This window comes from Algibacter sp. AS12 (assembly GCF_046736315.1).
Taxonomy (GTDB): domain Bacteria; phylum Bacteroidota; class Bacteroidia; order Flavobacteriales; family Flavobacteriaceae; genus Algibacter_B; species Algibacter_B amylolyticus.
In genome coordinates, this window is record NZ_CP151841.1 from 4,072,132 (window position 1) to 4,086,250 (window position 14,119).

The window sequence follows — 14,119 nt, forward strand, 5'->3', positions numbered from 1 at the left end:
TGTTAAGCTTTAATTAACATTTACAGGACATCTAAACCAAATTTTCCTACGTAAATCTGGTATAACAAAAAATCAAACAAAAACCCTTAGAGATTTATGGACATACAAGTTTACCTTCGTAAAATTAATTTCATTATCAAAAAATCAATCCATTCTACTAAAACTTTTTTTCGTTATCAATTAACTCCCGAAAACTCCGAAAACAACTTTGTTTCCCTAAGCACTTTTTTATTCATGGCTTTAGGGCTTTCTTTTTTCTGGGTATTTCATAACGATTTCGAGCAATTTAATTCCAATAAATTTAGTACCACAATTGGTTATGCTTTTGGCGTTGTAGCGTTTAGTTTTATGGCGTACAAAGTATTACTATTTATATATATGGTTTATAACTTTTTTAAATATAAACCTATTGAAGCTGTTCCAGATACAGACTTACCAACATGTACGGTTATTGTACCAGCTTATAACGAAGGTAAACAGGTTTATGATACTTTAATGAGTTTAGCTAAAAGTGATTACCCAGAAGAAAAATTACAACTTATTGCCATTGACGATGGTAGTAAAGACGATACTTGGACATGGATACAAAATGCTAAAGAAAAATTAGGAGACCGTTTAGAAATATACAAACAACCACATAACCAAGGAAAACGACACGCCCTTTACCGTGGTTTTAATGTAGGAACAGGCGATATTTATGTTACCGTAGATAGCGACTCTATTGTAAACACCGATACAATTAAACTTTTAGTAAGTCCGTTTGTACATAACGAGCAATGTGGTGCCGTAGCAGGAAACATTCGTGTTTTAAACAATAAAAAGGCAACGCTACCTAAAATGCTAGATGTTAGTTTTGTATTAAGTTTCGAGTTTGTAAGATCTGCTGAAAGTAATTTAAACTCGGTGCTTTGTACACCTGGTGCTTTAGCTGCTTACCGCAGTACAGCAGTGCATAACTGTTTACCACAATGGATTAACCAAAAGTTTATGGGTACACCATCGGATATTGGTGAAGATCGTGCCATGACCAACATGATATTAAAACAAGGTAAACATGTGCTGTTTCAAAAAAACGCTATTGCTTACACCAATGTGCCAGAGGAATATACAGGTTTATATAAAATGTTTATTAGATGGGGACGCAGTAATGTGCGCGAAAATTTAGAAATGGCTAAATATGTGTTTACTAATTTTAGACCAGATTCTAAATTCGGAACACGTTTATTATTTATTAGTCAGTTTTCTAAAATTTTAATGAGCTTTCCGTTTTTATTTTTTATGTTATACTTTGTACTTGTACATCCGTTATTATTTGTAGGTTCTACACTGGTAACTATTTTAGTGCTTGCAACATTTCCTGTGTTGTTTTTTGCCCATAGATACAAATCGTTCGAGGCGTTTTGGGCCTATTCATACAGTATTTTATACACCTTTGGCTTGTTCTGGATTACACCCTACGCTATTGCTACTGCAAACAAAAGTGGCTGGCTTACAAGAGAACTTGCAGACAAAAAAGTGGCTAAGGTTTAGAAGAGTCATTTTAGTTTTTACAATTTACAAACACCAACCATAATGACACCTAAATTATGGTTGGTTTTTTTATGCCCTTTTTATACACCCTCTATTCTCGTGTTCTACAACTTTGTAATTTTCTTACATATAAATTAATTATATTTACGGGATAACAGTAACTGAAAAATTATTATATCCTGATTTATTTATGGGATATCGTTAATAATGGTAATGATATAATACGTTAGCCACAATAGACAATGAAAGATAACAAGAAACAAGAAAAAGAATTCTCAATGCAATATTGGGAATATTACTGTGCGCTGGAATCTGATTTTAAGAAAATGTCACGCTTTATTGATTTCTCTGAAGAAGATTTAAAAACCCATTCGATTGAATTGACTAGGATATTACTATCAGCTTGCTCAGAACTAGATGTAATTTTTAAAGATATTTGTTTTTTAATAAACCCTACTTTAAAACCTCAAAAAGTTAATGATTATAGGAAAATAATTCGTGAAAATTGGAGTGAAATCATTGGTGAAAAAGTAAGTGTCGGTTTTCACTTCTTCAATCTTCAACCTTTTAAACCTTGGGAGAACAATGAAACTCCTAAATGGTGGAAAATGCATAATAAAGTAAAGCATGAAAGAAACACTTATTTTAAAGAAGCAAATTTAGAAAATGCTCGAAATGCGATTTGTGCATTATTTATATGTGTAAATTATTATTACATGAAAAAGCTAAAACCTTTAATGGAAGAACAAGGCAAAAAAAACTTCTCTTTTAAAGAGGTCACAGCAATTCTCAAATCTGAAAATCAATTTATAAAATTTACAGCAGATTATTATATTCAGACACTTAGAGTAAATTAACTGTGCATAACATGCGTATGTAAGTAATAAAAAATTATAAAATCCTGCCGAAATTTAATACACAAATATTCTTGATTGAATTATTTTTTTCTACTAAGCGCATAAAGTTCTAATAACTAGCCTGAGTAAGCCGCAACAGTGAGCCCGTTAGGGATTGTAGCGGCATCCTTTTTTTGCTGCCATAAATGGCAAAAAAAGATATAGTGTAAAGCCCGACCCTTTTCGGGTAGCGTCCAAAACAAAAAAATCCCGCTTCACAGCAGGATTTTTAAAATAATTATTTTTGGTTTTGCTTATACGAATAAAGGTTTATCCTTCATCATGACATTTACTTTTGTTTTTACTGCTTCTAGTACGGCTTCATCTTCGAAGTTTGCAATAACCTCGTCTACAAGCTCTACAATAGCGCCCATATCGTCTTCTTTTAAACCACGTGTTGTTACCGCAGATACTCCTAAACGAATTCCTGAGGTTACAAATGGTGATTTATCATCGAATGGTACCATGTTTTTGTTTACTGTAATATCTGCCTTTACTAACGCTTGTTCCGCATCTTTACCAGATAGGTTTTTGTTACGTAAATCGATTAGCATGCAGTGGTTATCTGTACCGTTAGATATAATGTTATAGCCTTTTGCTACTAAGGCATCTGCCATAGTTGATGCATTCTTTTTAACTTGTAATTGGTAGGTTAAAAAATCGTCGGTTAAAGCTTCGCCAAATGCAATTGCTTTTGCTGCAATGATATGCTCTAATGGTCCACCTTGGTTTCCTGGGAAAACCGCTGAATCTAATAAAGACGACATTTTACGTAGGCTTCCGTTTTTAAGTTTAATTCCGAAAGGATTTTCGAAATCTTGCCCCATCATGATCATACCGCCTCTTGGTCCTCTTAATGTTTTATGAGTTGTTGTTGTAACAATATGACAGTGTGGTAGTGGATCGTTTAAAATACCTTTTGCAATTAAACCTGCAGGATGCGAGATATCGGCCATTAAAATTGCACCAACGCTATCTGCTATAATTCTAAAACGTTTAAAATCGATATCGCGAGAATATGCTGAAGCTCCTGCTATTATTAGCTTTGGTTGCTCTTTTGTAGCAATTTCTTGAATTTTATCGTAGTTTAAAACACCGGTTTCTTGCTCTACCCCGTAAAATACTGGGTTGTACAATTTACCTGAAAAGTTTACTGGCGACCCATGTGTTAGGTGACCACCGTGAGATAAATCGAATCCTAAAATTTTATCACCTGGATTTAAACAAGCATGGTAAACCGCTGTGTTAGCTTGACTACCAGAGTGTGGTTGTACGTTTACATATACAGCTCCAAATAAAGCTTTTGCTCTATCGATAGCGATTTGCTCTACTTCGTCCACGACTTCGCAACCACCATAGTAACGTTTTCCTGGGTAACCCTCGGCATATTTGTTTGTTAACACAGAGCCTGCAGCTTCCATAACTTGGTCACTTACAAAATTCTCTGATGCAATAAGTTCAATACCATGTAATTGGCGTTCTTTTTCTGCTTGAATAAGTTCAAAAATTTGTTCGTCGCGTTGCATAAATAGAGTTTTATTTAAATAATGTGCAAAAATAGCAAATAGATTAGTTATAAGTATTAAAAAAAAGTAGAATTGTTTTAAGTTTTCAACGGTTTATTAACTGTTAATATTTCTATATATTTTTTCTGTTTTATTCAGTTAAAATAAAAAAAATGTTTAGGTTTGATAAGAATACTAAACCCATTAACTAAATAAGCTATGTCCTTATCCGCAAATAATCCTGATAGAACTTCGTGGTTACACGTTGATAAAAATTCAGACTTCCCTATACAAAACATCCCTTTTGGTGTATTTTTAACGCGCGACGATATTATTACTATCGGTACTCGAATTGGAGATACAGCCATAGATTTAGGTGCTTTACATCAATTAGGATATTTTGATGGTATCCCACTAACCGATGATATTTTTTTACAAGACACCTTAAATGATTTTATTGCCGATGGCAGAAAAACATGGCGTGCCGTAAGAAATAGAATAGCAGAAATTTTTGATGCCGAAAACGACACCTTAAAAAACAACACAAAACATAAGGAAACCATTCTGTTTCGTTTGGACGAAATTGAAATGCAATTACCAGTACAAGTTGGCGATTATACCGATTTTTACTCTAGTATAGAACATGCTACCAATGTTGGAACCATGTTTAGAGACCCCGATAATGCGCTTTTACCAAACTGGTTACATATTCCGGTGGGATATCATGGTAGAAGTAGTTCTATTATTCCATCGGGTATTCCTATACACCGTCCGCAAGGGCAAACGCTTCCAAACGGTGCAACAGAGCCTGTTTTTGGACCAAGTAAACTTATAGATTTCGAGCTAGAAATGGCGTTTATTACTACCGACGCTAACGATTTAGGCGAACCTATTCCTATTAATGAAGCCGAAGAGTATATTTTTGGTTTAGTATTGCTTAACGATTGGAGCGCTAGAGATATTCAAAAATGGGAATATGTGCCATTAGGACCATTTTTAGCTAAAAGCTTTGCATCGTCAATATCGCCTTGGATTGTAACTTTAGATGCCTTAGAGCCTTACCGCGTGGAAAGCCCTAAACCGCTAAAAAAACAGCTAGATTATCTTAAGTATAAAGGTAAAAAGAGTTTCGATATTAACCTAGAAGTGGCCATACAACCACAAGGCGCTAAAGAAAACGTAGTAAGCAAATCTAACTTTAAATATATGTACTGGAACATGTCGCAACAGTTGGCGCACCATACTATTAATGGTTGTCCTGTAAATTCTGGCGATATGATGGGTAGCGGAACTATTTCTGGCCCTACCGAAGATAGTTACGGCTCTATGCTAGAACTTACCTGGAAAGGCGAAAAACCTATTAAGTTAAAAGATGGTACAGAACGTAAATTTATAAACGATAACGATACGGTAATTATGCGAGGCTACTGCGAAAAGGATGGTACGCGCATTGGTTTTGGTAAAGTTGCTAATAAATTATTACCTATTTATACTAAAAAATAATGGTTTAGCACATTAAACTTTAAAACACAAAAAAACGCTCTTAGACTAATGTTGAAGGGCGTTTTATTTTTTTTGGCGTTACCACAAGGGTCGGGCTTTGCATTACAAGTCCTCGCACTTCCTTCGTCAGGCTGTGGGCTATTCATTCCAATCCCTAACGCGAGTAAACCAGCAAAAACAAGTTACTAATGGATTTTCAACATTATTAGTTGCAGAGGCTTTTGTTTAAATTCAAACTATACCGACTATAATTGCAAACTATAAATTTGAAAAGTTGATTTTACATATTAATAAAAATGAAAAACTCATAGTTTTAAAACCAAATTAATAAACATTAAAACACAATTTTACAATTAAACTAGCACAATCAAAAAACTCTTAGCTATTAATAAAAAGTAATATTAAATTTACAAAATAAGATGCGTAACAACACTTTATCGTATAAATAAACATTTCATACATAAAGTTCGTATTTTGGCACCACTATTGAAACAGTAACCAAATAATCAAAACAATTAACCCATGAAAAAACTACTACTTCTTTCAATTGTATTTTTATTACTCATAGCTTGTAACACTAAAAAGCAAGTTGCAATTGCAGTTAACTCTGGCAATTATGATGGTGCAATAAATACAGCTTTAGAAAAACTAAGAAAAAATAAGGATAAGAAACGTAATTATGAGTATGTAATTATGCTTCAAGATGCGTATAATAAAGTCGTAAATCGCGATTTAGAAGCTATTGAACATCTTAAAAAAGACGCTAATCCAGAAACATTTAAAAAAATTTACGAGCTATACATAGATTTAAATGCAAGACAAAACGCAATAAAGCCTATTTTGCCATTAACAGTAAACGGAAAAGACATTCCGTTTTCATTTAATGACTACAGTGACAATATTATAGATTCTAAAACACAACTAGCAGATTACATTTACGAAAAAGGTTTAAATCTTTTAGAGTCTGAAAATAAGCAGGATATAAAACAAGCACATTCGGAGTTATCTTATTTAGAGCGTTTAAGTCCTAATTACGAGAACACTAAAGAACTTATAACCGAAGCCCACCAAAGAGGAAAAGACTATATTTTAGTATCTATCCATAACGATACTCAACAAGTTATACCACAACGTTTAGAAGCAGATTTATTAAATTTTGAAACCTACGGTTTAAATAAATTTTGGAGTGAATATCACGCTAACCAAATACCAAACCTTAAGTACGATTATGCTATGAACCTTAATTTAAAACAAATAGAAATCGCTCCAGAACGCATTAATCAGCGTGAGTTTTTACGCGAAAAAGAGGTTTCAGATGGTTGGGAATACGAAAAAGACCGAAAAGGTAATGTCGTAAAAGATAGCTTAGGTAACGATATTAAACATGAAAAAGTTATAAAAGTAAGCGCTCGTTTATATGAAACCATACAAACTAAATCTTCCCAAATTATTGCAGAAGTTGTATATATCAATAACCAAAGCAACCAACTTGTAGATACCTTTACCATTGATAGTGGGTTTGTATTCGAACATGTTTTTGCTAAATATAAAGGCGATAAACGTGCATTAAATAATGAAGATACAAAGTTATTAAACAATAGACGTCTACCCTTCCCTAGCAACGAACAAATGGTTTACGATACTGGAGAAGATTTAAAACTACAACTAAAGGATATAATTAATGCCTACACTATTAGATAAAAGAAAAACCCTCCCAAAACTTAAGTTTTGGGAGGGTTTTAAAATATATTGCACTATCCAATTTCTTTTACTTTTATTTTTTTGCACTTTCTGAATAGCGCATATAAACAGAAATAAGATTGTTTTCAAATTGTTCAATCTCTAACGAATCACACTTAAAATTTAATCTTAATCTTTCTACTCCTTTAGCTAGTGGATGGTTTCTTGAAGCAAAATTTTGCGTTAAATTTCTAACTCCAGCTTTCTTTTTACATATTTCTATAAATTTTGAGTTAACAAGGTAATGTCCCGTTAAAAGATCTCCTCCATAAGTGCCATGACTCCAACCATAACCATCAACCAATTGAAATTCTTCCGTAGTTTTATTATACGTAAAAGACATAGCTCCATCCTTAAAACAACTCTTAGGATTTTTTTTGTAATTATGCATATATTCCAATATTACTAAATTCAACATAGATAAATATTTTGCTTCCATGTGCCAAAATAAAGTTTTGCGAACATCTTTATTCATTCTTTCCAAGTCATCAGTAATATGCTTTGTATAAACTTTATCTAATTCCCTGACCTTTTTATAGTCATTTTTATATATAGCAAATAAATATTCTCCTCCTGAAATTTTACTAAATTCTGATTTTTGATAATCTTCTATATACTTCTTTTCTTTGGCTAATTTATTTTCTTTAATCTGCATTTTTGCATTTTTGATACTATCTTCTATTTCATTTTTCCTTCTCCAATAACTTTTAGATTGATTAATTTGTTTAATTTCATTTTCATCACTCGGACTAATGAATTCTGAGACTTCAGGATGATTATTATGTAATATTTTGTTATATACAGCCTCTCTATATTGATTTGCTAACCTTATATCTTCACAACTACCTGAGCTATAAAGTTTAGTTTTATAGTCTAACAATTTAAACTCGAACGAATTATTTATAGTAAAACACTCCTTTGGAATTACCCTAGTAATTAAAGTAAATTTATCTGAATTATTATGAATGTTAAAAAATTTAGTTTCAAACTTATAAGCGTCATCTGAGTGTTTAAAGGACTTCATGCTATAAATAATAGGAAAGTCTCTTGTGTATTTATCTAACTTTAATTTTATTCCATCACATGACTGATAGCTAAATTCAGAATCATTTATTGATAAACACTCATAGTGTTGAGAATAAGAAAATTGAAATACATATATCGAAATAAAAAATAGAAAAAATTTCATAGAGATGACATTTCATTTGGATCACTTAAAGATAATTAATTTATTACTTACAACCTCAAAAAATCACCAGATTCAATACAAGGTATACCATCAAGCAATTGATTATAAAGATAAACCCAAGTTTTCAATGTCCTTCCATCATCTAGAAATGCAGTAACAAGTTCTCTTTTAAACAAACTAGAATCAGGATCATTTTCACTCATTCCTTCATAAGCATCTAGAACTTTAAAAACAGAATCAAAATTGTTTAATTTAAAAAGTGCACCATAAACCTTATCCGTTTCATTATAACTAATAACAGCTCCAGGATACCAAGACACTTTATACAACTTACCAATAAAATAACAACGTCCAAAACACTCCGCATTAGCGTCTAAAAATTTAGACATCTCATTCTTAGTGGTGTCCTTCAATAAAGTACCATAAACAAATAAATAATCCGAATTCAAAACGTTTTATATTATGAAACAAATGTACTTAAATCCAACTCATTAATAGCGCCATGTGAGGCATGGGCTACTGCCACACCATTCTTAATTACCAAAATTTGTGGCGACTCGTGCATGACTTGAAATTTATATCCTACTTCATTAGAAACATCTCGGTAATTCAATAAGTCCAAATAATATAAATCTAAATCAGCTTCCGGTAAACCATAAGCTTCCACAAACTGTTTCATCACCATCCTACTAATACCACAGCGAGTAGAATGTTTAAAAACAACTTGCGTTTTCGTTTTCGATTTTTCACTAATAACATCCAATTGCGCTAATTCGCTTAAAGCAATCCATGGTAATAATTTCTCCTCTTTTGGAGTTTTAGACCCCCCAAATAATTTTCCGAACATAGTCATTTTATTTTAGCAATTTATACTGCTTTAATTTAAACAAAAATATCATAATTATGATATATATCATTGATTTTGTCGAAAGGTTTTCGTTAACTTACATTAAAACAGCAATCATACTCAAACTGACGAAAAGTCACCACGGATAAGCTCTAAACAGCCATTTTGTCTTGTAATTACTATTGGTAAGGTAATTGAAATATACCCTTTGAAATCAATAATAAAAATAAGGTTTTCGCTATAGCGGAAATAAAAAACACATTATATATGAACCCAGATAATTATACAATTAAATCGCAAGAAGCCATACAACGTGCGCAACAGATTGCGCAAAGTTATGGGCATCAACAAATAGAAAACGAACACTTTTTTAAAGCCATTTTCGAGGTTGATGAAAACGTATTACCATTCATTTTAAAGAAATTGAATGTTAATATCAATGTCTTAGAACAAGCATTGGATAAACAATTAGAAAATTTCCCGAAAGTTTCGGGAGCAGATTTAATGCTGTCTCGCGAAGCAGGAAAAACATTAAACGAAGCAGCTATTATTGCTAAGGCAATGAATGATGACTATGTGTCTATTGAGCATTTTATTTTAGCTGTTTTTAAATCGAAAAGTAAAATAGCGCAAATGCTAAAAGACCAAAGCGTAACAGAAAAAGGTTTAAAAGCAGCCATTGAAGAGTTAAGAAAAGGTGATAGAGTAACGTCTCAAAGTCAAGAAGAAACATACAATTCGCTTAATAAATATGCTAAAAACTTAAACCAATTAGCAAGAGACGGAAAATTAGATCCTGTAATTGGTCGTGATGAAGAAATTAGAAGAATCCTTCAAATTTTATCGCGTCGTACCAAAAACAACCCCATTTTAGTTGGAGAACCAGGAACTGGTAAAACAGCCATTGCCGAGGGGTTAGCGCACAGAATTGTAGATGGCGATGTGCCTGAAAATTTAATAGAAAAGCAAATTTTCGCCCTAGATATGGGAGCACTTATTGCTGGTGCAAAATATAAAGGCGAGTTTGAAGAAAGACTTAAAGCTGTAATAAAAGAGGTTACAGAAAGTGAAGGAGACATTGTACTATTTATAGACGAAATCCACACCTTAGTTGGTGCAGGTGGCGGTCAAGGCGCCATGGATGCTGCAAACATTTTAAAACCTGCTTTAGCGCGAGGAGAACTGCGTGCCATTGGAGCCACAACTTTAGACGAGTACCAAAAATACTTTGAAAAAGACAAAGCTTTAGAGCGTCGTTTCCAAAAAGTTATGGTAGATGAGCCAGATACAGAAAGTGCTATTTCAATTCTTCGAGGAATCAAAGAAAAGTACGAAGCACACCACAAAGTACGAATTAAAGATGATGCTATTATTGGAGCTGTTGAGTTATCGCAACGTTACATTACCAATAGGTTTCTTCCAGATAAAGCCATCGATTTAATGGATGAGGCTGCTGCAAAAATGCGTATGGAAATCAACTCTAAACCAGAAGAACTGGATGTGTTAGATAGAAAAATAATGCAGTTAGAGATTGAAATTGAAGCCATTAAGCGTGAAAAAGATGAGAGTAAATTAAAAACCTTACGTTCAGAATTAGCAAATTTAAAAGAAGAACGCACCGAAATCAATGCCAAATGGATTAGCGAAAAAGAAGTTGTAGATAATATCCAAAATAGAAAACAGGATATAGAAAACTTTAAGCTTGAAGCTGAAAAAGCAGAACGGGATGGCGATTACGGAAAAGTAGCCGAGTTGCGTTATGGTAAAATTAAAGAAGCTCAAGAAGCATTAGAAAAACTTCAGAAGGAGTTGGCCGCTAATCAATCGGAAAACTCTTTAATTAAAGAAGAAGTAACCTATGAGGATATTGCAGAAGTGGTTGCCAAATGGACAGGCATTCCTGTTACCAAAATGCTACAAGGAGATCGTGAAAAGCTTTTAAAATTAGAAGAAGAATTACACAAACGTGTTGTCGGACAAGAAGAAGCTATTGTTGCGGTAAGTGATGCTGTAAGACGAAGTCGTGCAGGTTTACAAAACCCAGAAAAACCAATTGGAACATTCTTATTTTTAGGAACAACAGGTGTTGGTAAAACGGAGTTAGCAAAAGCCTTAGCGGAATACCTGTTTGACGATGAAAGTGCGATGACTCGAATTGATATGAGTGAATACCAAGAACGTCATGCAGTTAGTAGATTAGTTGGAGCACCTCCAGGATACGTTGGTTATGATGAGGGTGGACAATTAACTGAAGCAGTAAGACGCAAACCTTATTCTGTAGTGCTTTTAGACGAAATTGAAAAAGCACATCCAGACACGTTTAATATCTTATTACAAGTATTGGACGAAGGTCATTTAACAGATAATAAAGGTCGTATTGCAGATTTTAAAAACACCATTATTATCATGACTTCCAATATGGGAAGCCAGATAATACAGGAGCGTTTTGAAGCTGTAAAAAATGTGGAAACAGCAATGGAAGGTGCAAAAGTAGATGTGTTAGCGTTATTGAAGCAAACCGTTAGACCTGAATTTTTGAACAGGATTGACGATATTATCATGTTTACACCGCTAACGCAAGACAACATTACACAAATTGTTGGATTACAGTTAAAAGGCATCACAAAAATGATTGCAAAACAAGGCATCACTTTTGATGCTACACCAGAGGCCATTAAATATTTAGCCGATAAAGGTTATAATCCAGAATATGGAGCACGACCTGTAAAAAGAGTCATTCAAAAAGATGTATTAAATCAGTTAAGCAAAGAGATTTTATCTGGAAAAGTAACAACAGATAGCATTATTTTACTAGATGCTTTTGATAACGAATTGGTTTTTAGAAATCAAGGCGATCTAGTAACTGAAGATTTCTAATAAAAAAATGCTACGTGTAACATTTTAATGTAGACATAGTCTAATTAATCGTTGGTTAGTTGAAAAGCAACATGAATCTTAGTTTAAGATGATTGTTGCTTTTTTTATCAAATCATTAAAACTATTTAAAAGTTCAATTAATTGAATTAGCTAATTTTTAATGTTACGCACAAGTCCTTGATAATCTGAACAGACCACTAGAACTATAATGCTTTAAAAAAAATATTATCCAAATCATAATTTTTTATCATAAATTTAGTTATTATTAAATATGCATTGCACTTAATCTAAAATTAACAATTTAACACAGTTTAATTAACTAAAATTAATAAATTAGCAATAATGTATGCCCCAAAACACGCATTAAACAAACAAAACAATTGATTTTTTTTCTCCCACTAAGAAAAAATTTATAACACAAAAAAACCTACTAAAACAATGATGGATATTTCCAATTACATTGACTTTACACTCTTAAAAGCATGCACTTCAGAACGTGATATTATCGACTTATGTCACGTAGCAAAAACCCAAAAATATTACAGCGTTTGTATTAGCAGTTGCTTTGTTGCTTTAGCCAAACAACTACTAGAAGATTCTAACGTTAAAATATGTACTGTGGTTGGGTTTCCATTAGGAAACATGTCTACAGAAGCCAAAGTTTTTGAAGCCCAAAAAGCCATAGAAGATGGTGCAGACGAGATTGATATGGTTATTAACTTAGGTTATTTAAAAAGCAGAAATCATGTTTTTGTTTTAAAAGATATTATAGATGTTAAATTAGCCATAGGATCAACACCTTTAAAAGTAATCCTTGAAATTTCTGAATTAAATAAAAATGAAATTATAAAAGCATCAGAAATATGTATTGATGCCAATGCCGATTTTATTAAAACATCTACAGGATTTTCTAAAAGTGGAGCCACGTTAACAGCCGTTAAAATTATCAAGAAAACAATTAGAAATAAGGCTAAAATTAAAGCTTCTGGCGGTATACATGATTTTGAAACTGCCTTAAAATATATAGATGCCGGAGCAGAAAGAATTGGCACCTCTAAGGCTATAAAAAGTAAAAGTAATAACCGACAAATTAGAAATACAAAAATTTACACAGATTATATTGAAACGGTTCTACACAAAAATCCAACTTCAACAATGCAATCAAACAGTAATGCTCAGCATTAATTATTTATAATTTATTTTGGACAGTAAAATCCAATAAAAAAACGTCTTTTAAATGTTCATTTGAAAGACGTTTTTTTTATACTATTCATAGCTTACCCTTACGCCTTCTAATTCTATTTTGGATAGCAGTTTAAGTTCATCTTCAGCAAATAAAACATCTAAATTTAATAAGGTTGCTTCTTCAGAAATTGGCTTATAATTATTGTAATCTACAAACCTGATACCATTTACATAACGTTCGTTATAAGCTTCGCGGAAACGCATTCCTAAACCATTGCCCTCATGGTATGAGTACGCTAAATAATCTACTTTATAAGTTTTACTATGCACCCAGTACAGAAAAACATCATCAAAGTCCTCTCCGCCTCCATCTTCATTAAAAGTCACTTTAATTTTATGATACGGCTCTCCTTTTATGGAGACTTGGGAAACATAGTGCTTATTAACCGCTTCAGCATTTAACCCTATAGGCAATACCGAAAAATAATGCACAGAGTTAACCGATGCACTGTACAGATTAGCTATGGAATCTGGCACAACAACCCGTTGCCTATTTATAACGCGTTCAAAGCCAACATTAGTAAGCCTATCTACAATAGAATCATTACCTACAGTAAAATATCTTTCTAAAACATAATTACCGTTGTTATGTTTAGCCCTATACTGCTTATCTCGAAAATTGAATACAATGGTAGACGTTTTAAAACGCTCGCCACCAGACAGCATAATAGATTGCTTTATAACAGCATCAGCATCCACACTAGGTTTCTTACAACTGTAATTAAAACCTATTAAAACTAAAAGTAACACAGTGTTTTTAAGCATATTTCTAAATTTTAACCTTAGT

Annotated in this window: 11 protein-coding genes; 6 read left to right on the forward strand and 5 right to left on the reverse strand. The window is 32.7% G+C overall.

Features of this window, described 5'->3' with window-relative positions; genetic code table 11:
• Positions 1 to 96: 96 nt before the first annotated feature.
• Positions 97 to 1,530: a glycosyltransferase gene (locus AAFN75_RS16585; protein WP_411807416.1), complete on the forward strand. Its 1,434-nt coding sequence runs from the start codon at positions 97 to 99 to the stop codon at positions 1,528 to 1,530.
• Positions 1,531 to 1,772: 242 nt separating this feature from the next.
• Positions 1,773 to 2,387, forward strand: a complete 615-nt coding sequence (locus AAFN75_RS16590; RefSeq protein WP_411807417.1) for a hypothetical protein — start codon at positions 1,773 to 1,775, stop codon at positions 2,385 to 2,387.
• Between the two features lie 293 nt (positions 2,388 to 2,680).
• Here the strand turns inward: AAFN75_RS16590 and glyA are convergent, their stop codons facing one another.
• Entirely contained in the window at positions 2,681 to 3,952 is a 1,272-nt protein-coding gene (glyA, locus tag AAFN75_RS16595) for a serine hydroxymethyltransferase (protein ID WP_411807418.1), read from the reverse strand.
• A 198-nt stretch (positions 3,953 to 4,150) separates the two neighbouring features.
• Between glyA and fahA the strand changes: the two genes are divergently transcribed.
• Complete coding sequence (gene fahA, locus AAFN75_RS16600) at positions 4,151 to 5,434, forward strand: fumarylacetoacetase (protein ID WP_411807419.1); 1,284 nt, start codon at positions 4,151 to 4,153, stop codon at positions 5,432 to 5,434.
• 522 nt (positions 5,435 to 5,956) lie between these two features.
• On the forward strand, positions 5,957 to 7,135 hold the full coding sequence (locus AAFN75_RS16605; protein ID WP_411807420.1) for a hypothetical protein: 1,179 nt from the start codon (positions 5,957 to 5,959) through the stop codon (positions 7,133 to 7,135).
• Between the two features lie 73 nt (positions 7,136 to 7,208).
• On the opposite strand, the gene AAFN75_RS16610 is transcribed toward AAFN75_RS16605, so the two are convergent.
• Genes AAFN75_RS16610 through ytxJ form a run of 3 tightly spaced genes read right to left on the reverse strand, consistent with a single transcriptional unit; the run spans position 7,209 to position 9,216 of the window.
• Positions 7,209 to 8,363, reverse strand: a complete 1,155-nt coding sequence (locus tag AAFN75_RS16610; RefSeq protein WP_411807421.1) for a hypothetical protein — start codon at positions 8,361 to 8,363, stop codon at positions 7,209 to 7,211.
• 47 nt (positions 8,364 to 8,410) lie between these two features.
• The gene (locus tag AAFN75_RS16615; protein ID WP_411807422.1) at positions 8,411 to 8,812 is read right to left on the reverse strand and encodes a gamma-glutamylcyclotransferase; all 402 of its coding nucleotides are present in this window, start codon (positions 8,810 to 8,812) and stop codon (positions 8,411 to 8,413) included.
• Between the two features lie 11 nt (positions 8,813 to 8,823).
• Positions 8,824 to 9,216 carry a bacillithiol system redox-active protein YtxJ gene (ytxJ, locus tag AAFN75_RS16620; protein WP_411807423.1) on the reverse strand — a complete coding sequence of 131 codons (393 nt, stop codon included), beginning with the start codon at positions 9,214 to 9,216 and terminating at the stop codon, positions 8,824 to 8,826.
• A gap of 261 nt (positions 9,217 to 9,477) precedes the next feature.
• On the opposite strand from ytxJ, the gene clpB reads away from it, so the two are divergent.
• Entirely contained in the window at positions 9,478 to 12,087 is a 2,610-nt protein-coding gene (clpB, locus tag AAFN75_RS16625) for an ATP-dependent chaperone ClpB (protein WP_411807424.1), read from the forward strand.
• Between the two features lie 438 nt (positions 12,088 to 12,525).
• Complete coding sequence (gene deoC, locus AAFN75_RS16630; RefSeq protein ID WP_411807425.1) at positions 12,526 to 13,272, forward strand: deoxyribose-phosphate aldolase; 747 nt, start codon at positions 12,526 to 12,528, stop codon at positions 13,270 to 13,272.
• A gap of 81 nt (positions 13,273 to 13,353) precedes the next feature.
• Here the strand turns inward: deoC and AAFN75_RS16635 are convergent, their stop codons facing one another.
• The gene (locus tag AAFN75_RS16635; RefSeq protein WP_411807426.1) at positions 13,354 to 14,097 is read right to left on the reverse strand and encodes a DUF6503 family protein; all 744 of its coding nucleotides are present in this window, start codon (positions 14,095 to 14,097) and stop codon (positions 13,354 to 13,356) included.
• Between the last annotated feature and the right edge of the window lie 22 nt (positions 14,098 to 14,119).